Annotated in this window: 17 protein-coding genes and 2 pseudogenes; 5 read left to right on the forward strand and 14 right to left on the reverse strand. The window is 46.5% G+C overall.

What is annotated here, in order from left to right; genetic code table 11:
- From H144_RS34940 to H144_RS0131075, 4 genes and pseudogenes are all read left to right on the forward strand, one after another.
- Positions 1-395: pseudogene (locus H144_RS34940) on the forward strand (integrase core domain-containing protein); the annotation flags it as partial.
- 95 nt (positions 396-490) lie between these two features.
- Positions 491-1,117: a site-specific integrase gene (locus H144_RS32920; protein WP_019946040.1), complete on the forward strand. Its 627-nt coding sequence runs from the start codon at positions 491-493 to the stop codon at positions 1,115-1,117.
- A gap of 59 nt (positions 1,118-1,176) precedes the next feature.
- Positions 1,177-1,428 (forward strand): OmpA family protein, encoded by a 252-nt coding sequence (locus tag H144_RS0131070; RefSeq protein WP_084600064.1) that lies wholly within the window; start codon positions 1,177-1,179, stop codon positions 1,426-1,428.
- Between the two features lie 77 nt (positions 1,429-1,505).
- A complete protein-coding gene (locus tag H144_RS0131075) occupies positions 1,506-1,940 on the forward strand; it encodes a hypothetical protein (RefSeq protein ID WP_019946042.1) in 435 nt (144 codons plus the stop codon).
- Between the two features lie 111 nt (positions 1,941-2,051).
- Here H144_RS0131075 and H144_RS0131080 read toward each other — a convergent pair whose 3' ends face one another.
- From H144_RS0131080 to H144_RS34520, 13 genes are all read right to left on the reverse strand, one after another.
- Positions 2,052-2,618: a T9SS type B sorting domain-containing protein gene (locus tag H144_RS0131080; RefSeq protein WP_084600065.1), complete on the reverse strand. Its 567-nt coding sequence runs from the start codon at positions 2,616-2,618 to the stop codon at positions 2,052-2,054.
- Between the two features lie 14 nt (positions 2,619-2,632).
- Positions 2,633-3,673: a hypothetical protein gene (locus tag H144_RS0131085; protein ID WP_019946044.1), complete on the reverse strand. Its 1,041-nt coding sequence runs from the start codon at positions 3,671-3,673 to the stop codon at positions 2,633-2,635.
- 7 nt (positions 3,674-3,680) lie between these two features.
- The gene (locus tag H144_RS0131090) at positions 3,681-4,298 is read right to left on the reverse strand and encodes a hypothetical protein (protein ID WP_019946045.1); all 618 of its coding nucleotides are present in this window, start codon (positions 4,296-4,298) and stop codon (positions 3,681-3,683) included.
- The gene (locus H144_RS0131095; protein WP_019946046.1) at positions 4,286-10,525 is read right to left on the reverse strand and encodes a polymorphic toxin type 23 domain-containing protein; all 6,240 of its coding nucleotides are present in this window, start codon (positions 10,523-10,525) and stop codon (positions 4,286-4,288) included. Before H144_RS0131095 ends, H144_RS0131090 begins: the two co-directional genes overlap by 13 nt.
- Before the next feature lie 72 nt (positions 10,526-10,597).
- Positions 10,598-12,172, reverse strand: coding sequence for an RICIN domain-containing protein (locus H144_RS0131100; protein WP_033403590.1), 1,575 nt, complete (start codon positions 12,170-12,172; stop codon positions 10,598-10,600).
- A gap of 76 nt (positions 12,173-12,248) precedes the next feature.
- Positions 12,249-13,208 carry a hypothetical protein gene (locus H144_RS0131105; protein ID WP_157505266.1) on the reverse strand — a complete coding sequence of 320 codons (960 nt, stop codon included), beginning with the start codon at positions 13,206-13,208 and terminating at the stop codon, positions 12,249-12,251.
- A 110-nt stretch (positions 13,209-13,318) separates the two neighbouring features.
- Entirely contained in the window at positions 13,319-14,611 is a 1,293-nt protein-coding gene (locus tag H144_RS0131110) for a hypothetical protein (protein ID WP_026351143.1), read from the reverse strand.
- A 134-nt stretch (positions 14,612-14,745) separates the two neighbouring features.
- Complete coding sequence (locus H144_RS0131115) at positions 14,746-16,545, reverse strand: sialate O-acetylesterase (RefSeq protein ID WP_019946050.1); 1,800 nt, start codon at positions 16,543-16,545, stop codon at positions 14,746-14,748.
- 54 nt (positions 16,546-16,599) lie between these two features.
- On the reverse strand, positions 16,600-18,072 hold the full coding sequence (locus H144_RS0131120; RefSeq protein ID WP_019946051.1) for a hypothetical protein: 1,473 nt from the start codon (positions 18,070-18,072) through the stop codon (positions 16,600-16,602).
- A 297-nt stretch (positions 18,073-18,369) separates the two neighbouring features.
- Positions 18,370-21,471 carry a lantibiotic dehydratase gene (locus H144_RS0131125; RefSeq protein WP_019946052.1) on the reverse strand — a complete coding sequence of 1,034 codons (3,102 nt, stop codon included), beginning with the start codon at positions 21,469-21,471 and terminating at the stop codon, positions 18,370-18,372.
- A 315-nt stretch (positions 21,472-21,786) separates the two neighbouring features.
- Positions 21,787-22,920, reverse strand: coding sequence for a sensor histidine kinase (locus H144_RS33670; RefSeq protein ID WP_019946053.1), 1,134 nt, complete (start codon positions 22,918-22,920; stop codon positions 21,787-21,789).
- A 64-nt stretch (positions 22,921-22,984) separates the two neighbouring features.
- The gene (locus H144_RS0131135; protein ID WP_019946054.1) at positions 22,985-23,755 is read right to left on the reverse strand and encodes a LytR/AlgR family response regulator transcription factor; all 771 of its coding nucleotides are present in this window, start codon (positions 23,753-23,755) and stop codon (positions 22,985-22,987) included.
- A gap of 653 nt (positions 23,756-24,408) precedes the next feature.
- Positions 24,409-24,657 (reverse strand): hypothetical protein, encoded by a 249-nt coding sequence (locus H144_RS34520; RefSeq protein ID WP_157505267.1) that lies wholly within the window; start codon positions 24,655-24,657, stop codon positions 24,409-24,411.
- 51 nt (positions 24,658-24,708) lie between these two features.
- Between H144_RS34520 and H144_RS34525 the strand changes: the two genes are divergently transcribed.
- Entirely contained in the window at positions 24,709-24,873 is a 165-nt protein-coding gene (locus H144_RS34525) for a hypothetical protein (protein ID WP_157505268.1), read from the forward strand.
- Positions 24,874-25,209: 336 nt separating this feature from the next.
- Here the strand turns inward: H144_RS34525 and H144_RS34945 are convergent.
- Positions 25,210-25,600, reverse strand: a pseudogene (locus H144_RS34945) (integrase core domain-containing protein); the annotation flags it as partial.

Below are 25,600 nucleotides of genomic sequence, written 5' to 3' on the forward strand. Positions count from 1 at the left end.
GGGAGATGTTGTTGCCGAATTAAGCAAAATTTGTCTCGTTGAAGGATGCTTCCCCGAACGGATTCAATGCGATAATGGAAGTGAATTTATCTCCAAGGAAATGGACTTATGGGCATATTCGAACGGTGTGACGCTTGACTTCTCAAGACCAGGAAAACCGACAGACAACCCATATGTTGACCGGGTCGCCGGAGCGATCTTTTAATGGGAAGTTTCGGGATGAATGTCTTTCCGTCAATTGGTTCTTATCTGTGGACGATGCCCGAGAAAAAATCGAGGACTTCCGGTGGGAGTACAATCACTTCCGGCCACACAGTGCGCTGAATGATTTAACCCCGAAGGAATTTGTTAATTTACATCAAGAAACACCGGAAACTCTACTTTCAACCGTCTGAAAACCTGGGAGAAGCTCATTTCAAACTTCAAAAAGATTTCCCTTCTGAGCATTAAGCGGGGATGGCTGGCGCGTGACCCATTCCATGCTTATAAGATGACAAAGCACGAGGTAGACAGGCAAGCGCTGAAAGGTCCCGAACAGCAAGCAATAACAAATCGTAATTTCGGGCGAGGCCGATTGGCGCAGGTACGCGACATATTTCTGTTCTGCTGCTATACTGGTTTAGCGTATGCTGATGTTTTCAAGTTGAAACGGTCGGAAATTATAGATGGAAGCGATGAAAAGTGGATAGTTATTAAAAGACAAAAAACTGCCTCGCCATCAAGGATCCCACTTTTGCCACAAGCCTTGTCTATAATTGCGATCTACGACGAACATCCGCAATGTGTTGATCAAGATAAGCTGCTCCCGGTGCTTTCAAACCAAAAAATGAATTCCTATCTAAAAGAAATTTCTGATCTGTGTGGTAGTACCAAGGCTATCACTTTTCCTTTGGCCAGATATACGTTTACGACAACCGTAACCTTAACAAATGGGGTTCCGATCGAGAGCGTATCAAAAATGTTGGGACACCGGAATATTAAAACGACCCAGCTCTATGCGAAGATCGTCGATAAGAACTATTTGATTATTTGCATGAGCCTAATTCTATTTGTCTGGGGATGTCGTCCGCGGATCCGCAAGGTAGAGGATGTAAATCGTCAGCGAAACCATGGATGATCTATTTTGACCAAAGCCGATACGACCTCCGTAGCGCAGCCAAGCTAACCCTCGACTAGCTGCTCAAAAATAGTAGCGGTTATCGGATCGAGATTACCGGCCACACCGACAATATGGGCGACCCGCAGCGAGATCTGGCGCTTTCGGAATTTCGTTCGCGGGTTACTTCACATTATCTGGTGGAAAAAGGCATTGCTCCCCATGCCGTACACTGGCAGGCCAAAGGTGAAAAACTACCAGCCTATTCAAACGATCAGGATGCAACCAAGGCGTTGAACCGGCGGGTTGAATTAAAAGTCATACTGGAATAGCAATGCGGTGTTTCGGCGCAAAGATGCTATCAAAAACAACTGATAAATAATTACTTACGAGATAAATTCTTCAATCCATGAAAATCTTGCTGCGAATGCTTTTGCTATCAGCAATTGCTTTTTCCTGTAAATCACCTGCACCGACTGTTCCCGAAAAGATCGGCAAAACCTGGACCGCAAGGACAGTAGAGGAAAACAACATTGTCGTCTTCCAGAAAGCCTCGACCAGTAACAGTAAACCCGGTTATGAAAATTATAGACTGGATCTGAGTATCAAGGACATTGCCCTGTTGACTGAGCTCGATAAGTCCATGTTCAGCGGCGTATGGGCGTTATCTTCGTACAACACTTTGCTTACGTTGAGTGAACTTAATCCCCAGCCAACGGGAAGTAAAGGTTCTTTACAATACCAAATACTGCCTGTTTCGGAGAAGGCTATGGAACTGCGGCTCACAACGACTTCGATCAAAACGGGCGGCACGACAAACGAATATTTGCTGGAAAGTCAATGACGTGTTCATGAAGCCTGCAGTGTAGTTGAGAATGGATCAGGAGATATTTCATTGCCCACCGGAATTTCACTAATTAGACATATTGCTAAGGGCATAGTCGGTCCAGCAAACTCAAAAACAGCCCTTTTCCAGGGTCGACACTGATTTATCCAATGTACCTGAGACGCCTTTGCTGGCTTGAACCGGGAAGAAACAACCTGATTTCGACTGGAATATTTTCGCGTCGGGGCCACATTGTATAGCGCATGCCTGCCCCGTCACGACATGCTTGTTAGCTTGTTTATCGTCTACACGCATCTTAAATTTGAACAAACCTTTGTATTGGCTTCCATCTGGTCGGAGCCCATTCCAGCCGTATTCTTCCAGCTTCATTTTCGTATTGAAATGGGGCTTCTGAAAGATCACTGTATCACCCTCTGCGCTGTAAATTGTAAAGCCCCATACATCAGTTATTACGTCATTTATGTTTGGTGCATAATAGTCATTTACGCCATCCCGATTCGGTGTAAACACATTGGGCATGTAAACTTTCTTTGCAGAAAATGTAAACTCAACGGGTTGTGTGCCGCAACATGACTGGTATTCCTTTGAATCCATTTGTGGTTGTGCATCTTGCGAAGAACATGTCTGAGCACTGGTAATGAATAGAATTGTAATTAAAAGAAAAAACTGTCTCATAACTCGATATCTGATTAACGGTTGATTATATTAACCGGATGCCCCACTCCGGTTCTGTAATTCATTTTGTATCGATAAGTCATCTTTGGGAGATCATCGCTTTTACGCCGGATTACAAGGTCACCTCCCAGGGTAGCACCAATATGTCCACCGTCCGGGAATAAATACGGATTGAATTCATTTATACGGGAAAGCTGAGATGAAATTTCCCTATCGTAGTATAAATCAAAGCCTCGTTTTGTGATAGGAAAAAACTGGCCGTCATCAAACACTCTTAACAATGTAACCCCATCTGATACAGCGAAAATACCCTGCGGGTCGAGGAGCACTTTCTTCATGTCATTTTTATAGTGGCGAAATACGACAAACTTACCCTTTTTACGTTCGATCAAAATTTTTGAGGCAACAGATGGGCGGTTTTCTTTTAATGCATCAAAGCTCATATAAACTCCGGAGGCAGGAGAATCAATGTTGTAAATGGGAATTTTGAGCTTTTCGAGACTATCCAAACTGACCAGTTCTGCAAATGAGTACATCGGCCTCGTTGGAGTTTGTGCATCTGATTGGCTACGAAGCGACCTGGCAACCAGGCAAAGCTCATTATTGATCATATTGATCAATTCCTCATTGGAATAACGCTTCGCAGTTTTAAAAGTCGAATCGACAGAAAAGAATTCATGGTAGCCCCCAGTACCTTCATTTTTGAAAAATCGCAGCGATGTTCTGACCTTCCCGGGACTGCTTATTCCGTTGATAAAAAATTCGTCCATGATCATGACCAGCGTATCCTTGCCGGATTTATCGGGCATTCCGATAAGTCGCGCTATGCTATCGGCCAGCTTCCCGTCATGCTGGACAGCCAAAATGCTCGACGGGGAAGACAGTGAAACGTATCCGATCATTTCCGGATTTGTCCGCTTATCTATGGCAAGTATTTTCCGAAACTTTGCGTTTGTCTCAGGACAGCTGTCCATTAGTTTCAAAGGATATTTTTGGCCCAAAACCTGGTAAATGGACATTGTTACCAAAAAAATCATCACGGCAAATTGTCTCATAACCTGGCTACTTACGTTGTTGTTTCCAAACCTTGAATTTCTGAATGTCACACCAGAACCAACTCCGGGACTTGATCCAAGCCTTATCAGCGTTCGGCATGGCAGGAGCAGACGTAAACGAGCCGATCGACATATCTCTATTCTGATATTGTCCGATGTTAGCCACATGTATGGGATCACCGTATTTAAATGCCAGCCATTTAAGGCTTGTTCTATTCGCTATTTGAAACCATATGTGCCCTTTCGACCAGGACATTCCTCCGGGGGATTCAATAAATTGCGCTTTAATAGTATCACCAACCAAAACATATCTACCCCACTGAGTACCCCTTGAATAAAAGCCATTTTTTTTATCGGCAGTTTCTTTAAAATATGCCGGATTAAAATGATAGATAAACATTCCATCTTCAAAAAAGACACACTTGACTTCAAACGAAGTACCTCCCGAAGTTTCCGTGAATGCATACCAGCCATTCAAATCGATTTTTTCGACAAGGCCCGTTTTGCTTCCATTGTAGCAATATTGTGTTTGCTCAAATGCCTCTCTCGTTTTTTTGATAGGACGACACCCTAAGAGACAGCATAATAGCAGCAATACCAATAATCTGAAACCTATTTTCCCCATAATGAATACGGATTGTAGTAACCGGTATGCAAAAAGCTGCCCATTTTAAATTCCGAATCGTCAATATAAAAATTCTGATGCCCAAATGGTAGATAGAAAAACCCATTCCGATGAACCCAGTTTTGAGTCCGGTCCTGGACCATTGGGTGACTATATCCGATGCGATCGACAGTATTACCAAACCTCGCGCCAAACCAGAGAGGGCTCGAATATACCTTACCGGCATTCCAGGCGCCAAATCCTTGTTTATTCGAAAAGCCCATACGATCCTTTCCATCTTTGTCAAAGCCTTGCCCTTCGCCTTTCGGATCGTTGTTGTATAACCTAGTACCAATCACGATATTCCCTATTCCGATTTCCACGGCGTTCGATCTCCATCGATCTTCGTCCTCAAATGCGAGAAAATCGTTTTCCAGCCTCAGTGTTACGTCGTCCAAATATACGTTAACCCCTCCTACAACCTGGTTATTAGGCTTTCCATCCGGTCCCAATGCATTGCCGTAATGTGTCTGGTAGTACCCTAGCCCATATCCTTTGTAGGACAACCGGCCGCCCAAAGCGGAATAGCTATGCGCCCATCCACCGGTTTTCACATCGTAATTTGCACCATACCCGCCACCGATCCCGATGTTCAGGCTTCCGGCTGCGTATGAAACGCTCCAATTCAGCATCGCGCCGCTCATTAGCCCCACACTTGCCCCTACACTGGTCGTGAGGTTTCCTTCCGTGTGATAAATGTTCGCACCGATGCCGAAGCTCAGGATGTTGATACCAACCGTTGCCGACGTGTTGCCTCTGCTGTAAACCTGCACCTGCAATGCGTTCCCCATGGAAGTGACGGCATTGGAAGCATTGCGATAGGCCGTCTTGAATGGCTTATCTACATCATTCATCAGATTCGTCGCAAAGTCCGATATGAATGCGCCGGCGAAGAACGCGAGATTGAAAAATTCTCCGTTCGGGTCGGAATATTTGAGCGGGTTGTTGCCCGCATAACTATACCGGTTGTACGCCTGGGTGAAGTTGCCGGCCTGAACATAGTTGTCGGCGCTGAGCATACGGGCTACCACCGGGTCGTACAGCCGGCCATTCATATTGACGAGTCCGAAATTATCCAGGTGCTCGTGTCCGGTATATCCGCGAAACAGCCAGGCAGGCAGGGAAGTAGCCGCTGTCGGAAGCATAAGCGCCCATGATGTTGGGTTCCGCCGTCTTCCCCACGCATCGAAACTCTGCTCGGCCTCTATCGTACCCGAGCTGCCCGTCGTCGTGAGGATTGAGCCGAGATGGTCCGTATAGGTGTAATGGATATTGTGACTTGATCCATTGCTTTCAACGATGGCTATCAATCCCGCGGGTGAGCCGATGTATTGGACGTATCGCTTGCTCCCCCCGCCCAGGTCGTCGACATCGTATCCGCTGAAATAATAGCGCGTACCTATGACTGTGGTATTCTGCTTCAAAACTCCTTTGATACGCTCATAGTCGGCGCCGTACAGGTAAGTCAATGTAAATGGGGACCCGCTGCTGCCCACTTCCCTGATCGTGTCCGGCTGTGAAAAAGGTGTATAGGTAACATCCTGCTGCAAGGTGGGCACCGGCGAGGGAGATGGATTCGTGATTCCGACCACCGCATTAAACTTGGAGGCATGGTAAGAATAAGTCCCCGCGTCCGTTTTTGTGGATATGTTACCGTTTGCTGCAAATACAGTACTAAAAGGGCTGCCGCTGCCGATTGTACTCGTAGTCAACCGATTGACGTTATCGTAAATGAAGCTTTCCGTTTTATTGACGGCAGCTCTCGCATCCGTTCTGCTAGTCAGATTCCCTTTCTGGTAATCCCATACCAAAGTCAGGTTTTGTAGAGTGCCGGCTGAATATTGGGTCGGATAGCCGTTGGTGTACGTCACAGTCGACGCCTGTCCGTTCCCAAGTGAATAGGCCGTATTCTGGCCAAGGCCATTTAAGTTGCTATTTGTATATAATGTAATGGAATTTGAACTGTTCTTGATGTTCATCAAATAGCCATTGGCATCGTAACTGTGATTCGTTCCGAAACCGGATGGATAGGTCGTTGAGGTAATGTCGCCGTAGTTATTGTAACCGTAGCCGAGCGTATATTGCGTACCGTCGATTGTCTCTTTAATGCTCGTCAACCGGCCGTAGGCATCGTAGCTGTAATCCTCCACATTTCCCGCAAAACCCGTCACTTTTTCGATCTGGTTAATACCGTTTCCGGATGCATAATATTTATACACGGTTGCAGGTTCTCCGGGTCTGCTTCGTTGCGTGATCCTTCCGGCAAGGTCGTACACCATGGTGAATGTGTGACCTTTGGGATTCGTCTGAGTTGCCAGCTGTCCGAGCGCATTGTACTCATATAGCGTTGTGCCCGCATTTGCATCCGCTAATTGAGTCTGCCTCCCGTAAACGTCGTATTGCGTGCTGGCCGTTACCGTGGTCCCGAACTTGATATCCTTTACGCCACCATGGCTGAAATAGGTATAGTTCAATGTCCCGCCCGCGTCTGCTGAGCTCACAACCTTCCCGGAAGCATCGGTGGTTTTCGATGAGATGCCCGACGGAGCTGTCGTGGTTGTGGTCAATTTCCCTGAGGCATCGTACGAATAGGCTACCGTCGTAGTTCCGAGATTTCCACTGTTTATGCTGTATGCGCGGTTGTGATCGTCATACAAAGTGGTGGTGGTGATAATACTTTCGGCAGACTTGTAAGGCATGGTAGTCGAAGCAATGTTTCCCCGTGCATCGTAAGTCTGCACCTGCGTAGCCAAACCCGACGGATACGCCTGGCTTTCAGTCTTAATTTCACGGCCAAGCACATCATACCAGGTTGTTACGTCGGGTTTTCCCGGGTGCATTGTAGCGCTTTTCCAAACGGCCCCACTGCCCTGGCTCCATGCGTAAGTCTGCACAATATTATAGTTAGGTGTGCCCGGGAGGGTGGTAACAGTCGGCCTCCCGAAAACGTCGTACTGGTAGGTGGTTGTCAGTCCGTCAATTCCCACGGTTGTCAGTGGCTTTCCCCATTTGGGATCATAGGTGGCGCCTGAAGTTTGCTGCAACTCGTTCTGGCTCGATTCAGCATACCTGCCTTTGGCGTCAAATGTCGACGAAGTTGTCCTTGCACCAGCAACCAGCGTGCCTCCGGGTGTTATCGTTGTTTTCCAAAGATTACCAAGCGGATGATACTGGTAAACGGTTGCCACATTTTTGGCCAAACCGTCAAAATCTGTTTTTGAAGTTAACTGACCGTTGGCATTATATCCATACCGCGTCCTGACCGAATGGGCGCTCTCACCAGACCGGGTGGTTGAAACAGTGACAAGCGTCGGCTTGTTATCTACTCCTCCCGGAACGACAGGATAGTCTCCGTATTCAGTGGTGGTAGTAGTCGTTTCGACATTATTGTTGTTCACAACGCTTTGTGTCACATTCCCAAAGGTGTCGTAAGTATTGGTCGTGGTGATGTTTCTTTTTTCAAATGACCTTACTTCCGAAACACCAGAGACCTTTATCCAGAAGCGTTTCGGTGCAGACGCAATGAACTCATTCGTGTTCGTAGTCTGGCTGAGGCTTTGCCCCGAAATGAGCGACGTCGTTACCTGGTATGGCGACGAAGTAAAGTAAGTAGTGTTAAACTGGTTTTGCGTGATGGTCCGGACTCCGGTTGCGAGATTGCTCACGGTAATTTTCCCTAGCCCCAGAAATCCTTTTCCCGCCCGATGGAATTTTACGCCGTCATATGCGTACTGAATCACATTGACGCCGCCGATCCCGTTTTGCTGTTTAAAATCAGACACAGTGAAGAGGGGTGGCTGAATGGAATTAAGGGGATACGACGTCAAGTTTCCTCTGACAAAATAGGTTCCTCCATCCGTAAGCTTTTTATAGTTCCATTCCGTGACATGGTTGTAGCCGTTTTTCACCTTTTCAAGCATGTGCTCCTTTCCTTCTTTGCGGAAATAGAGAATATCCATCGGAGTAAAAATGTTTTTGAAGTTGATGAGGTCCGTTCTCCCATCGCCATCAAAATCGCCGATCATCGGTTGAAGTGCACCCAAATTCAGCGAGTATGTTGAATTGACGCGATGAAACCCCGCGAGCCAGCTCGCTCCGGAAAAGCCTCTGCCATAGTATACATCGAAGTTTGACGTAGAAGATCCGCTTGCTTGCCAGGCATGGTAAACATCCGACTTTCCGTCGCCATTAATGTCCGCCACGGCCAGGTGATCACCGGTATAAGGGTCTGTATCAGGAGCCGTGTTGAAAACAAACGGTGACTCGTAAAAATAGCGCCCGTTGGAAACCAGCACCTTCCAGGTACCATTGGGATTTTTGGCAAGCACATCCGTTTTCCTGTCACTATTAAAGTCTCCGAAATACGTGAGGTGGTCCTTGTTAAGATATGTACTCGAAAAATGAATCCGGCGCGCAATCCACCCGTCGAAGGTGAATATCTCGCAATTGCTGCCTTTAATCAGCATCAGATCACTCTTACCGTCTCCGTTAAAATCAACCACATGCACTTTGTCAACAGTTGGCCAATCGGCAATGTTGAAGTTATAAGGTGCGGTTATACCTACTGTCCCAAATGTAGTCGAATTGTTGCCGAAGTATAGATGTGAAGCGTAAAAATTCCCACTCGTACCCAGCATCGTAAGAATATCCTGTACGCCGTCTCCGTCATAATCGCCCGGAAATATAAAATGACCTGTTGGATGTATTTTTGGAAAACCGGTGTACGGCGGAATGGTCAAAGGATCAAACTGAATTTCAAATTGCCCGTTCTGCGACCAATTGTAATTCTGGACGGTTTTGTATAGGTGAAGGCTGGTCAGCGTCCTGTTGGTGCCAGACCCGGCAACGTTGGTCAGTAAGACGTCATCCGCGCCGTCACCCGTAAAGTCGTAGGCCATCATACCGTACGAATTAGGTATCTGGTTTTTCTTAACAACAGAATAGGTAATGGGTAAGTCTGTGATGTTGGCTATCGAAAACGTGTTAGGCTGTCCTGGGAGTGCCTGATATTTTGTATTAATCTGGATACGATAAGCAGATGAGGGCGATGTAATAGCTTTGCCTTCCAAAAAGTCAGTCATCCCATCTGCATTGAAATCGCCTGTAATTATCGTCGAAGACGGGTTATCGTAGCCATCCGCAGCTATTACCGTCAGTTCAGTCGGCTGATCACCATATTTAAATATAGTAGCGTTAAGGCTCGTCCCATCCGAACCCGATTGGACAACCTCCTTTAAAAACGAGTTAATGTTGTTATGTCCGTAGTTGAATTGATAGGAACGCGCTGTCTGGCCTTCTGCTTTTACCGTAATTTTATCCAGCAGATATTTCATTTCAATACGGGTATCATCCTGATAGCCCGAATTTTCATCCACGGTCCGGATCTTATAGTCGAACCTGATTTGATTGTAGGGAGCCAAATTCGTTACCGTGTTTCCCGTATAGTTGATTTCTTCAACAAGTAAAGCGAAGTACGCGTCCTGCTTGTACTTAAACTGAATGTAGTTCCCATCCGGATAGGTGATTTTTGTAATCGCCCAGGTCAGGACGGTAGCAAACTGGCCCACATGCCTGGCGTAGGGGTCATTGCCGTACTCCATTTTTATCCCGTCTTTCGTGACCACCTCCATCCATTCCGGACCATTTCCCTGTGTTCCTTTGGAGGTTATGGTGGAAAAATCCTCCGTTTCCAGGCCATATGTAGCATCGGGTTCTCCATAGTTACCTGTTTTCAGGATCATTCGGGTACCGTCCAGCACAAACCGGTCATCATTGGTCATCACGATCGGATTGGTAGCGTTGTCGAAATACATATTCCTGGTTGTACGGGTGATCGTCGACAAGCCCGTAATGTGCCATCCAAAGCCCAGGACTCCGTTGCCTGCCATAGAGTGGTAGTTCATCGCAATGGAGGGCACTACCCCATTGGTACCGGGCGGAACAAGAATGGGTATATTGTAGGCAGATCCTCCCGAGGCAACGTCCCCATTGCCCGCTATGCTGCCCACCGGAAGCGACTCGCTCAAAGCACGACCATCAAACGTTGCAGTCGTGTGCAGGGTTTGATAAGTCACATTCTGACCCAAAACTGCGAGAGGGGCACCCAAATAGGCAAGCGCAAAATTCGCGCAGATAAGGATCGTCAGCAGCCCGGTTTTGTATTTCTGCGAGCTGCGATTCTTCTTCATATATTCACTGTTCATAAACGCGGGATATTGCTGGTTGATGTTCGGTAGGGGATTTGCACGCAATGGAAACCTTTATTTCAGAATGGAAATTTTCTTGGCCCGGACGCCGTTTTCAGAAGTCAGATAAACAATGTATAGTCCGGCATTCGCGGTTTTCAGGTTTATCCTTTCCTTGTGCCAGCCAGCCCCTTTTACATTCTTTTGATAGAATACCTTACCTTCGATATTCACAACCGACAAAGACCCGGACTTGCCCTCAATGAGACGAAAGTTGACCTCAAATTCGCCCGAAGTTGGGTTTGGAAATACCACCAGGTCTTCCTGCGTTTCGGAAGCCTCCTCTCTGACCAGTTCAATTTCCTCCTCTACCCCTTGTCGGCCCGTATACACCGGACAAGTAGCACTTTCAAATATCCATTTGTTGTTTCCGAATGTGTATGACGGATCATTGGTAAGCCTGATATCCGTTACGAGATCACTCGGGTCGCCATCGCCCCAGTTCATGGTACTTCCGAAAATCAGTGAGGAGCCCTTTCTGACAAAAACACTGGATGCCGGGTTACTTCCTGCGATCGCGGTCCTGGTCCACAGCAGATGATCCTGGCCCGCATTGGCCTGCAGAGTAATCAGGTTGCCGTCGCTGTTTCCTCCACCGGACACTCCGAGTATCTGGTTTCCGCTCGCCGTAGCAACTTTTACAAAAGTGCCTGACGTTTCCAATCGCCATTTCTGCGAATCTGTGCTGTTGGCCGCTTTCACTTTAAGGATTCCATTCACATTTGTGAGGAGTTTGCTATTTCCGGCCAGTTTCATCGTGTAACAAACGGCCTTCACATTTACCGTCACACTCGTCGTAGACGTGAAGCCCGTCTTTGTGGCAGTCAGTGTGTAAGTATAGTTGCCCGGCGTCGACGGAGCAGTGACTGCGACGCTTCCCGAAGAGCCCACAACCGTGCTGCCTAGTTTCCACGAATAGGCCATACCGCTGCAATCGCCGGAACAAGTAGAGGTGAGATTGAAACCGGTTTCAGCCGTGGGTGAGCCTGTGCTTGCAGCAGGTGTTATGGTAGCCGTAACGGGAGCTGTTGGACAGGTGGCTGTTTCGAATATCCATTTGTTATTTCCGAAGGTGAAGGAAGGATCGTTTGTCAGCCGGATGTCCGTCACCAAATCGCTTGGATCTCCATCTCCCCAGTTCACAGTACTGCCAAACAGGAGCGACGAGCTTTTTCGGACAAATACGCTGGCCTGCGGGTTACTTCCTGCGATTATTGTTCTGGTCCATAGCTGATGGTCTTGTGCCCCGTTTGCCTGCAATGTGACCAGGTCACCATCTGCATTTCCACCGCCGGACACACCCAGAATCTGGCTATTAGTGGCGGCTACGACCTTCACGTAAGCACCCGCAGTTTCCACTTTCCACTTCTGATTGTCTGCACTGCTGGCGGCCTTCACTTTAAGAACTCCGTTTACGTGGGTAAGGAACTTGCCATTACCAGCCAATTTCATTGTATAACAGCCCGACGGGGCCGTGGTCGAAGCCTCCCTTCTGACGCGGTTGCCCGCATTGTCATAGGTAAACGTCACCTGGGCCATGCAGAACTGGACGCACAGTACCAGCCATGCAGCAGCAAAGTGTTTAAGCATAATCGGAAATGTCGGTTATTGGTTAAACCAATGATTGAAAATAGATAGGTATATCTTCCAGACTGCGCCAGGGGCCTTATCTTCGTTGACCTGAGTAGTAGCTATCGATCAGCTTTCTGCCGGCGTCATACCGGAGAACCCAGGATTCGTCAGTGTCAAGCGAAGGCTTAGAAAGGCGAAACTCGAACCCTTTTTGATTGTCGTAAACGTTTACAGATGCCTGCCCGCGCGAAATTGGGCCATCCAGCGGATAGTCTTTGAGCTCATTAGAAGCTTTAAACTGACTGGTAAAATAGCTTAGGTCATCCTTGGAGACGTTACTTGAACCACCACTCAAGTCATCAAAATTCACCAAACTTTCCAGCCGGTTAAAGCTTCCCACCCAAATCAATTCGCTGTTTTCGTTGAATATTAAGGGCAGATCAGTTATTCCGTAATACTTGACGAAGACCTGGTATTGTTTTGATTTGTCCGGCAAAGAATAGACGGCACAGCTGCTGAACGTGAATTCATTTTTATCTGCAAGATATTCCTTCAATGGTTTCTCGAGCAAAGGCAACTGCCCCAGATATGCGATGTTTGGCTTATTACGTCCCTGTATATACGCTTTTATTTTTTCAGGCAGATCGTCCAGCGACTTCGTCTCGTAAGTCAGCTGGCGTGTGGTAATGGTAACATATCCGGATTGGTGCAAGGTTAGCCGGTAATTCGTGCCCCGGAGATCGTATTGGGCAATTTGCCGTTCGGCCTGTCCGGGCGCCATCAACGTCTTCAAGCCTGACAAGTTTCCTTTTTCCATTCCCAGGCCGTTAAGCTTTGTGTTAACCGACGTAATGTTCTGCTGTCCTGATTCTTCAAATGCGTTCAGAATTTCTGTTCTGCTCGCTATGACGGAAACATTTTTTCCATCCATATCAAAATCCGCCTGATAGACCTTTCCTTCTTCCAGCATTGAAAACTTCATGGCTGTGGCTGACGGATACTTAGCCTGGATGACATCCACTACCGAAACAGGCACCTCTTCGGAGGGATTCACGGAATTGTCGTTTGAGGACACGCATGCCTGCATAAGCAAGCACACGCCCCAAATGAGGCGATGGACTCTCTTCATCCTGGTAGATTTTAGATATTAACTAGAATAACTGATTACTTGATTTCAAGAAACTTACAAAATGGCTCGGTCACTCCCCCATCCCGGAAATTCAGACGCATGGCATAGTTCCCGGGCGCTATGTTTCCAGGCAAGGTATATGCGGCATAGTACAGTACCACTGCACCATCGCCGAAACGCCGGTCTTCCTTCATTTTCGGTTCCAGCTCATAGGCAGATCCGTTAGCGGATAACCTTAACTTGGGCAGCTTATCCGCAGTGATGCTACCCCCCGACACATTCGCTGTAAACATCGGATACGGATTGACATTAATTTCCTTCCCAGCACTGGAAACAATCGGTTCAAACCGCCCTGCATCGAGTGCGATCGGCGTTATATCATTCGTAGTTTCTGTCCATACCTGCTGAAACCCTCTAATCTTCGGGTCATTAGCTACATTGAAAATACTTTTTGAAATAAGCGTGCTGCCTTCATATATGCCCACATAGTAGTTTCCATCTTTGACATTATCCGGAATCTTGAAACCAAGCTGCTGCGTGCCTTTGTATTCCGTCTGGATTGTAGTCACATTCGTCAGGTTTTGCAGCTTGATCTCATATTTATTTTGAGGCAAAAAACAACCTCCTCCCACATTCATGGCAACGTTCTTAGATAAACTGTTCCACCACGTTGAAGCGCTGTCGATGGCCACACGCACGATCCATTGGGTCAGTTTTTGCTTTTCCTTAAACTGGAAGTTTTGCTCCTTGTATTTGAAGGACAAGTCAATACTTTCCGAAGGAACTAGGTTGTAGGCATTATCAAATTCAAATAAACCGGAACCGGTATTTCTGATAGCCGGCTTTGCATTCTTTGTGTCGCCGAGCCAGGCAATCATTTCCTCCACTTCCGATGGCCTCTCTGGGACGGTACCGATCCCGCTGGTGAAAACAATCGGGGCCACAACGGTGCCGTTTTCGGTTAAAAACAGATCTTCCCGTAAATAGGCGTCCATCTCGCCTTCCGCATCAACATAGATGGTGTAGGTGTCGTATTGCTGTGAATAATTGTTGAGTATTAGTAACGGAATCGGCCGGAAACCTCTGAAACCAAAATTTTTCACGGGGTCTGTGTGACTAACGCTTACGCCGTCGATCAGCTCCATAACCAACTCCATCTCATCGGATTTGTAAGTGGCCGGAAAAACGATCTGTATGGTCCGTGCCGTGTGGTCCAGAGTTACCTCTTTTGCCCCTGCGACGGTGAGTTTGCGCAGATAGGGGCGTTCCAGCGCCGATGGCTTTGCCGGTTCAGGCTCACTTTTACATCCTAAAATGAAACCGAGCAAGAGAACACACAATTTTACCCTAATTCCCATATCTGAAACCTACAATTTGTTTTCCTAAGTCAAAGAAACCCGATATAACATTTCCTGGCATTAACCGGGTTAAAAAGAAATCTCTTTAACCCGGTTAAAAATTATTAAGGAGCAATAACTACTTTCTTGGAAGCGAAATAATTACCTGCCCTCAGCCGACAAACATAAGTACCCGCGACCAACTGACTAGCGTCAAACGAATATTGATGTTGCCCTACTTCGTAATCCTTCTCGGGGCTGCTCGCGATTATACCACCATTAATGTGCATGAGATCGATTTTAACGTTCGACGCTTCTTTCAAATTAAAGGTAAGTGAAACTTGCTCTTTCGTCGGATTGGGAGATACTTTTAACGGGACCAGCTCCTCAATTTCCGCACTGCCGATAATCTCTTCTGCGCCTATTCGAGCGCCGGATACATTTTTTACGGGTGTATAAATGGCCTGGCTCAGCGTAGTGCGTCCTTGTGAATCCGTTGCGTAGCAGCGGTACTGCCGCGTCTGGTTGTTGCTGACGGTAATGGCCTGATACGTTGAGGTCGGGCTTGACATATTGCCATCGTAAGTTTGCACCCAGCTGTATGTGTATCCGCCAGAAACCATTGCTGTCAGCGTAACATCCGTTCCAGTAACATCGATGGAAATGGGTGGTGGCGTCAGAGCAGCCACGGGAGGCAGATTTTTAGTGGCCGTTTCTGTTCCTACACCCTGATAGTTAGCAAAGTAATCATCTCCCAACGTCTGTAACCCGGATGCATTAAAGTGAGTATTGTCTGAAATTCTACCTAGGTTAGCATCGGAATCCCACGCTCCCCTACTAGAAGCAGCAGAAGATCCAGTCGTAGAAGTTGCAGCAGCTTTCGCCAATTCCTGCCCGGAAATTACTGTCGCTTTCACTGTGCCGTTCCACCTGGATGCCCGAGAAATTGCCCATCCTAAGTTAGGATTGAATTGTTGACGCGTTTTGTTGATCACGACCATCAATCGGTCCCGATAGGTACTTGCGGCAGTATTTAACATGTTATCCGACTCTCCCTGGTGCCAGAGAACTGCGCGCGCGCCAAACATACCGCCATAGTAGCCTAGCGAATTTTTCAGCGTCTTATAAGGTTGACCGGCGGAACCTTGACTGTCCCAGTCCGCAAAACCTGGCTGACAGCAGGTAGCACCACCGAGCAAAGGCAATTGCACTGAGGCATTCTGGTCAGCCGCTGTCACCGACCAGTTCTCAACTGAGCTTCCTGTAAACGCAGTGTTGAAGAAAAGCGTAGGAACAACCGTAGTGGTCGAAGCATCAGTGATTTTACTGCCTAGGCGATTGTAGGCCCAGGCTGAACGGTTCCCGGTTGGAGCGATCAAGCTACCATCCTGAATTTTTTGGATGGCCGGATATTGGTAGCTATTCTTGCAAATCTGATTAGATGAGATAGAATTAACGCAGTCGTAAAACTTATTGTCCACAGCAGAGTTTGTGATCCCATCCGTTCCCTGTGCGTTTGACTGACCCGCGATAAAGATCACATCGCCGACGCCGAATTTGACCGTGCTTGTTAGGCTCGCGTAGGTATTAACACCTTCAAAAACGCCCACTTCCAGGTTATACCATCCGGTATTAAACGTGACTGCGAAACGATAAATGCCATAGTACGTTGAGCCCGTACCATACGCCCAGGCTGTGTACCCACTTACATCGTCCGTTCCGTCTTTTTTCAACTTGATGTATCTGTATTTGATCTGATAATTGGACGGAGACCCAGGAAGCAGCTGGCCGGAAATGATTACACTGGCCTGATTATTGGCATTTCTTTGGAACACAGATCTTGGTAGTGGTAAGGACAATGACATCTGCGCATGCGCCTGCATGCATAGTCCTATCAGCATAAAAGCCATGAATAACCTTTTCATATTTAAAACTTTATAGTTTTTGAAAATAACAGTGAGGTAATCGGGAAATATGAACTATTTCAAAAACTCCCGGGTGTTAAGCAGCGGCAAACCAGACCCATAATGTTCGTTAATGGCCTTAATACACTCATTCGCGATAACCGCCTGTCCGAACGAAGTGGGATGAATGGCATCGTCGGAATAAAAATTCCCGTCTGGGAATGCGGGATTGACCTCTACGCCATCATCTGTTACATAACCTCCTGCATTGATTTTCTTCAAAAGCGCATACAGGTCGAAAACGGCAAAATCATTCTCCTTTGCAATGAATTTCACATAATACTCATTGTACCAGTTCACATTGCGATATGCGGCCGTCTCATCATATCCTTCGTCGACCGCGAGTGATTCTCTCTCGCCAAGGACCTCACCGGACGATCTTCCCGAGAACAATGCTTCTACCTTCGCAGACGGAAGCAGCACGTCCCGGTCGTTCATACTTCTGATTGTCCCGCGATTGGTCCTTATTGAAACTCTTCCTTCGCCTTGTAGCATAGCCAGCTTCTCAGGCGTGTACATTTTGAAGTAAGGAAATTCAATCACATTCGGAATGGTTACCAAAACACCTTTCGCTCCTTTGGCTGCCAAATTTTTGACGATTCTGAATTCAGATTTATCTCCACGTTCACCCTCTTCTAACTGGGGCAACTGGGAAGCATCGCCGCCGACGAGCGCACTCTGCAAGTGCCCGTCCATTCCCGGATCGAAAATGACAAAGTCGGCCGTCGCCCGCTGCTCAACATATTGTAAATAGCTGCTGCTCTTATCCGACGCACCGACAGGTAGAATGCGTTTGAAGTAAGGAATAAAGTCCTGCGATTCCATACTGGGCAGCGCTAACCGCGAATAGTATTCCAGATCCTTCCATGAGCCTCGTACATTATGAAAAGGTAAAGCAAGATTGTCTATCTCTCCTTCGAAATTCCTGAACTGCCCCGCATTGGACTTAGGATCGACGGCCAGCTTGTCGCTCACTTTGCTATATCTGAAAACGGGGCCGTCTTCCCGGATAAGCAATTTGTAACCCGCACCATTGGCTTCCTCAGCTGAAAATAGAGGCTGGCGGAATGCAGCGCCCATTTGCCTCGCTATCAGATTCGGGTAGCTGGTAAGCTGTGAGGCTCTGTAAAGCCCGCCATTCTGGACGCCGGCCGCAAGTGATCCTCCGATCGCCACGATTCTGGCTTTATCGGAATCAATCGTTTTTTTACCGAATACTAATGGCTTTCCACCAGTCGCTGCTGTTGCATTTAACTCATTAATCCGCAAAGTATTTGTTTCAACCGGTTCGTCAATCTGATTTTCTACGGAAAGGTAGAGAGTATCCGCAGTGAGTAGGTTGCCGGCAGCCTTGATTGGATTTGCCAACGCATTGTGGGGGTAGGAAAGCGTAAGAATGCCAAGCAGGGATAAGCATGCCGGCACCTTGCCAATTCTTTGAGAGCGTGGTGTTGCTCGACCATTTTTCTTCTCGTACAAAATTTTCATAGCCTGTTCGTTTCGCTGATTATATGATACAATAATTAAGTGCCTGCTCAGCAGGCGGATCTCTCGATTTGTGAGAAGGCATGGAATTCGGTTATGTTTGATGATGAAGTGTGCTAGACGTAATGACTGGAAATGTGTGCAAGGATGATGGAAAAGGTGTTACCGATGTTTGCTACCTTCCAAAGCTTCTCCAAATTAATGGGATCGGCAGGGATCATGTCATAATAGTTCGATGTATAAGTGGCGTTTTTCGACGAACTTCGACTTTGAAGACATCAACAATGCATTTGAGGGCCTTTATGCCACGCACACTGCAGGCAATGAACGTTTGACCTTTGCTAGATTTATTTTGTAGATAAAATGATACACGACGGCTTCGTAGTAGCGCTGGTGGTCTTTGAATAACCGGTTTATAGACATATGGATAAGATCGATAATCAGATTCTCCCGTTTGCTGCCTTCCATCTCCTGCAATATTGTTCGCAGTGTGTTTCTGCTGCAAGAATCAGGTGAATCTTGTTCATCACAGTCAATGGCTTGGCGCGCCAGGGCGCTCGTCAGCCCGCGCCAATTACTAAGTTCTGCCAGTGGTAAGGCAAGATCCAGCAGTAACCTATTTCTTGCTACCAAACAAATGCCTGACATTTCGTTGGAAAGAATTCCCGCAGACGTAAATTTTTCCATTATACGCACTACTGCATACGTCAGACGTTCCTGGATCGTCCGGATGGAATTCCCTTCTGCAAGGAATTTTGAAATAGCCAGCGAATCCTCACTGAAATAAGTTTCACAATCTTCGATTTTGTCCCTGCCATACCGATCCAGCTCGCGCTGGTAGGTATCCAGCTGCATTCTAGCGATCAATTTGTGGGTGAATTCGAAAGCCAGCAACTGGCGTAACGGAGCAATAATGTCTTCCAATGTCGAATTGCCCAAACGGAGGAATCTCATTCGCAAATGGGATTCCACGTCATGGTAGCGGATAAAAAAGAATTTTTCCACGACACCGCGCTCGACAAGTTCAGCTGCAAAATTGGCTATCTTATTTCTAATTAATGAATCTGTCATGGCTTCACTCGCATAAAGCTTGACATAAATCCATTCGCTACCTGGCTCGAACTGCTCCGTCACTGTCGGGCGATTTGGCACCAGTGTTGCCAGTCGTTTATGGCGGTTCCCACTCTGTTGAATTTGAAATGGAATGACCATCTCATTAACGACAATTTCATCTCCACTCCTAATCAATGCATTATTGCATTTGTGTATAAATTCTTTGAGATATACGACTTCGTGCTTTAACAGGTATGAACGGAGCGTTAGCAGGGATTCCCTTACCGATGCGTCAACGAAAAGTTCATTGTCGCCTTCCGCTATAACGAATTGATTCGGCACATCGAGCGAAGCCAGTTTGGCGGCAATCTCGGTGATAGTCAGCGACTGGAAATCGGGCCTCTTCAGCTTCCAAGTGGCCCGGGCGACGATAATGTGTTTGTATGTAATCCGGGGAAGGAAATCGCTGTGAGCAAGAAACCCCCAATCCCAATTGATGCGAAAAGACGAATCCTGCGATTGAAGTGCTGCCAGGAAGCGGTATACAGGGAGTCCTCGCTGGTGGTTATGCATATTCGACAATCTTGGTATAACTCTCTTGTCACGTTTTTTACAACGAAGCATGATTTGTCCTTCATGAACAGAGACCATCAAGTCGGAAAAAACGATCACATTTTCCTTTTCTACCGAGGCATTTCCCAGGTATTCGATCTCGTAGTCGTACAATGTGGGCCTTGACATGATGTTTGCAACCTTCCCACCAGGAGCATGAACGACTTCGGCAAGAAGAGCATCGGGATTTTGTTCCTGCTCGTAAGCGACAATATTCGATAGCTGGTCTCTTAGCCTTTCACAGCCGCCTGCAAATCGGCCCAGCATGTTGATGGCCGACGGCCCCTGGCAGACAGCAAGTATGAACTGCAGGTTGCCCGATGCTTCCACGTCACATGTATCGGCAATGATCGAACCGAATGCGAAAGCACTACTCGCCATAGAGCTGGTGGTATGTTCTTTCGGGCGTATATCCTTGATTGCACGCAGGTCCGCCGCGACGAGGGAAATTTCCCTGGTACGGCTTGCTAATACACTCAGATATTTCGAAGCCAGATAATTCTGCCACCAGGCTCCAGGGGCCTCCGTGGTGTTTGTAAAAAGATCCCGATGCTGTAAAACCTGCCCCTCATCCGCCGTATCCAGAGACCCAAAGTCACCCTCGAAACCAAGTCCAAGCTCGGAGTCAAGTGCTAGCCAAAGCGGAATTTCCTGGGTATCGTACTTGAACCTGAATTTCTCTTTAAACGATTCCAGGTCCTGCCTGGGAGCATTAAAATTCAGAACAGAAAGGTCACGCAATGAATCAATTGTTGACTGCACGAATGTTTCCGAAAGTTGTGCCTTTTCGAAAGTAAAAAAGGAATCAACCTTGAGCCGAACAATACCTGCGCTGGGGCTGTCTATTTGAGTCATCTTATCACGTAGGATTTCCAGTAGTTCCAGATCAGAAGTCGGATTGTCAAATAGCGACTGAATTGAATGTAGTGATCGTACACTTTCCGGAATCGATTCTCCATCACCTAGCCGATCAATCACCTTCCCGGGAAACATTCTGCCAATGACGGTGGGATTTTCAGCGAATTCCAGCAGGTCATTTTCCAGCAACTCATCGATAAAGCTGATTACCTTGTCGAGTTCGTATCCCATCTGAACGAGTTGATTTGTAAGCGTCTCGTATCTGATACCTTCGCCGACCAATTCCAAAGTAAGTCTCAGGGGTTCATCTTGGGTGAAAGTATTTAAGAAGTAGCCCCCCTCCGTTCGTTCAATGTAGCGGTGCGATCCGCCGCCATTCACCAGACTCGAGTTGGGTTTTACAAGGAGCTTCGCCCGCACATCGGGATCTCGAAATAGCTTCTTGGATAGCCTGCACTGCCAATCGAATTCCGGTGAAATCTGCATGACCGGTCGAAGTTCGGGATTGAATGCAAATTTTGTCTCACGCAAAATCTCACCATACGCTAAACCCGCAAACAAACCGAAGGGAGTACACCGCGTACTTGCTCTCACGAAATACTTATAAAAAGTCGCTATAAGCTCCTCGCGCCCTTTCAGCGGCATATTCTGTAACCAGCACAATAAAGAGGTGTGGAGGTCAGGTGATGCCAGCCGAATGGCATCCTGCAAAGTGTCACATTCGAATTCCTTTTTTAACTCATCCTCGAAACATGCAGATTCAAGGCGTAGATGAAACCTTTCGAGCCTCGTAAACGGGTTAAGCGGTCTCCGGAGCATAAAGAAACCAAAGTGCTTAAAACGTATGGCATCAGCACTAGTAATGGAAATACGGGACATCAGAAAGTTCTGCAGAAAGGGGTACTTTGAGAGGTTGAAGTGTCCATGTCGGTTCCAGGAGCTGCTGGCTTGACTTTAGATGTGAGTTTACCAATTTGTGTTTTCCGGAACGAGAGTTTTCCCTGAGATAATTGCGACGGATGAGCCTTCATTGTTTACTGATAAAAAGGATATGAAAAATACAATTCGAAAATAAGCGCGTGCTTGCGTTCGATAATTGCCTTTTCGATGAAGACGATGCAGTATTAGACGAAAAAGAACCTTGTGTCGACCAGCTCGGTCGGGGGAGCGACAATCATTTCTCGGGACGAAACTCTAAAATTGGATGACCAGTTCTACCTCGAATACCTCTTCCAATGCTTGGATACGCAGTTGATGTCGTTCTGGATATAGTAGTGAAAGTCTTTTAGCGGTGTTTTCCAGGCCAATTCCCCCATTTCTTCCGTCAGAACCTTCCAGTTCAGCATCCGGATCGAAGGTGATAATGCTATTTTTTGAAGTAAAAACAAGGCGACTATCTGTTACATGCAACGCTACATGCACGAAAGGATTGTCGTCCGCCAAACTTACTCCGTGTTTAAACGCATTTTCAACGAAAGAAATCAGCAACAACGGCGCTATTTGCAGACTTTCATTTTGAGCAGTGTACTCGAATTGGATGTCAACATCCTCGCCGAACCGGGCTCGTTCCAGACCTAAATAATTATCAATATAGCGGGCCTCATCTTCGACTGCGACCTGATCCTTATTGGCAAGATAAAGCGTATACTGCATCAGAGAAGCTATTTTTGCGATAAGTTCTGCTGCGAGTTCATCGGCATCCACAATCCGGTTATAGACCGCATTTAAGGTATTGAATAGAAAATGCGGGCTGATTTGGGATCGCAAAAAATTAACTTCTAAAACCAAATAATCACGCTGTAAGCTTAAACGCTGCGTAGCCAGGCTGAGATTTTCACTTTCAAGCTTAAATCTGTCACGTTCAAGCACAAGATTGCGCGTTCGTGTGCGTACTAAATCAATCGTAGTTTTAACAGCGAGTAGCGGCGTCACATAATAAAAACTCCAAGAATAATTGAGATAAGCCATCAAGAAATCCGTCAAACAGGCCGTTAGCGGCCGTTGCGACATATGCTGATCCCACACCCGGGAAACGTACAATGGATTTCCCGGCAACCGAGAGTCACTTATTGATACCAGATATCGAAATTCCAGGAAATTAGTTATGTAAATCAGTTGAAATAATCCCAACAATACCAATAACAGAATGAGAAACTTTCCTTTGTAAAGGAGTCGCGGGAAGGTGAGGTAGCCAATGGTGTAAAATATAAATAAAGACTGTGCAAATACCACCACAGCAGCATGCCGGACAACTTCATCATTATCTTTTGTGAGCGAAGGGATTGCAAAATACCTTATGATATACCATACTCCGCCCCAGATGAGCAAATGTAATAGGACAGTCCGCCAGTCCCGCGACAATTGGAGAGACCTGATTAGGCCTTTGATCGCCTTATAAGATGTTGTCACTAAACTCTTTGAGAATGGTTTCACGATAGGTTGAGCCTATCGGAATAGTCTTACCAGTCGTTGTAATTATTTCATTACCATTTATTTCAGCTATGATTTTCTTGCTGACAATAAACGACCTGTGAACACGCAGGTAGGATGCAGCAGGCAGTTTTTCTTCAATCCTACCCATCGTTTGGTGAAGCACGGTGATGCCACTTCCCCAGTATATTTTAAGGTAATCCTTCATCGCTTCGACAAGATGAATTTTGTCGAGGTCGATACGAATAAGCTTTTTACTGTCCTTCACAAGTAAAAAATCATCTTCTTTGCCGATGTTGCTAGATGCTACCGCATTTTCATGGCCCAGAAATGTCTCTCTATGCTCAGTTTCTTGATGTTTATTGAGTTCACTTTTTGCTTTCAATACCGCCCTCGCCATTCTTTCAAACGTGAGCGGTTTGAGGATATAGTCCGTGACTTGCAGGTTAAAACCCTCGACAGCAAACTGCGGATCTCCTGAAACAACTATAATTTTAGGCCTGACAGAAGGTAGGAGTGAAATTAATTCCAGTCCATTTAATCCAGGCATTTGAATGTCAAGAAAAATGATATCAGGCCGAAGCTCCGCAATTTTAGTTAATGCTTCGGAAGCATTGCTGCACTGAGCGACCAATTCTAAATACGGTATCTTTTTTATATGCTTTTCAAGTAATTCCCGCGCGGATCTCTCATCATCTGCGATTATGCATCGCAATTTTTCTAACTCCACCATAGTTCGTCGTCACAAATAAAACCTTCGTTGCAAGATAAGCTGAATTCGTCGAAATTCCTTCCTCGCCTCGGTTTTCAGTTCTCTACAAGCAAGAACATGGAGAGTAAGCAGTACTAACATTTCTTTCAAGCCTGAATATATTGATAAAACCAAACCATTTTCAATTGTCGGAGGACGCAGTTGCGGCGCTCGAGACGCTGCAGCTGCGCTCGAAAGGAATTCAAATAATGGCCCTTTGCTTGCGACTTGTTTTTGGAAGGGTATACGTATGTGGAAGAATGCTTGTTTGCTGGCTAATGACTATTTACGCTGGACAGGGGACCAGTTAGCAATCTAGTTCAATATCGACATTGAACGGGGATTTGTTTAGGGTTTGAACTAGCGGGTCAGCAATCGATTAAATTATGCACTCAAATCCCTCACTTCCCGATCAAACCTTTTGTTGTACGACCGAGTAGCAATAATATGCCACAGTTAGTGATATCAAACGGATCCAAGGTTGCACTCCAATGGCGATGTGCCGTATGGTTATGCCGAAGTACAGTCGCTACAAGCATGTTATTCCGACCAGTAACGACTTCGATTAAAAGAGGCCATGCCAAACGAATACTTGGTCGAAAGTCAATAATGTATTTAATGTCCTCTTGGTAAGACTAGCCAATGGGGCAACATGCCGTACCGTGGTCGTAAGCGACAGGCGGGTCAGTCACCCAATCACCATCTGTTTTCGTTGTTTCAAGCTCGGCGGTGATCTCACTAACGGCAAATGCGATGCTAAGTGGCTTTTGCCCTAAGGTGGTATCCAAAATAAAGTAACCATAAAACGGCTTGTATTCTTTTTGGCCATTAGCCTGAAGTACTTCGTTATCTTTGAACATCTTTTGCACAACTTTCTTCATCATTGGCGTTATTAGATGTGCTCTTCCTTCTCTGTCTGACTGAAAATCAGGAACATGAAATTCATCGAAAATCTTCGTCCTACGGCCCAGATAACTCCCCTTCCCGATTTTCAAATCTCCTGTCGTTACTTCCCGTCCATCCGGCCAATAAATCTTGCTTTTGGCGGTGTCATCACGCCCAATGACCCTTTTTCTCCTTATGCAAAAGCCGATTATTGAGCCCTTAAATCCTCTGTCTTCCGACTGCACATATATTATGCGTCGAGGTAATGTCCCACTTCTGCTGATTGGATCAGCTCATTGAACCTTAAAGCATCAATGGCCACGGATTTTGTTTCATTGGTAAAATCCAATCCACGATCTCTCAATTTGTTATGGGGACTCTTGAATTCCTTTCGATATTTGTAGATTATACCAATGTCGATCTCGTCCCAATCGAGAATACCCAATTGCTTTGCTTGTGAAGATCTGATGATAAATGGCATAGTGTAAGTACCCTGTTTCTCAGACAGCCATTTGTTGTTGTATTTCCTTTTTTGAGCCCCTCCCAGGTTTTCAGACGGTTGAAAGTAGAGTTTCCGGTGTTTCTTGATGTAAATTAACAAATTCCTTCGGGGTTAAATCATTCAGCGCACTGTGTGGCCGGAAGTGATTGTACTCCCACCGGAAGTCCTCGATTTTTTCTCGGGCATCGTCCACAGATAAGAACCAATTGACGGAAAGACATTCATCCCGAAACTTCCCATTAAAAGATCGCTCCGGCGACCCGATCAACATATGGGTTGTCTGTCGGATTTCCTGGTCTTGAGAAGTCAAGCGTCACACCGTTCGAATATGCCCATAAGTCCATTTCCTTGGAGATAAATTCACTTCCATTATCGCATTGAATCCGTTCGGGGAAGCATCCTTCAACGAGACAAATTTTGCTTAATTCGGCAACAACATC

Source organism: Dyadobacter beijingensis DSM 21582 (assembly GCF_000382205.1).
Classification (GTDB): Bacteria; Bacteroidota; Bacteroidia; order Cytophagales; family Spirosomataceae; genus Dyadobacter; species Dyadobacter beijingensis.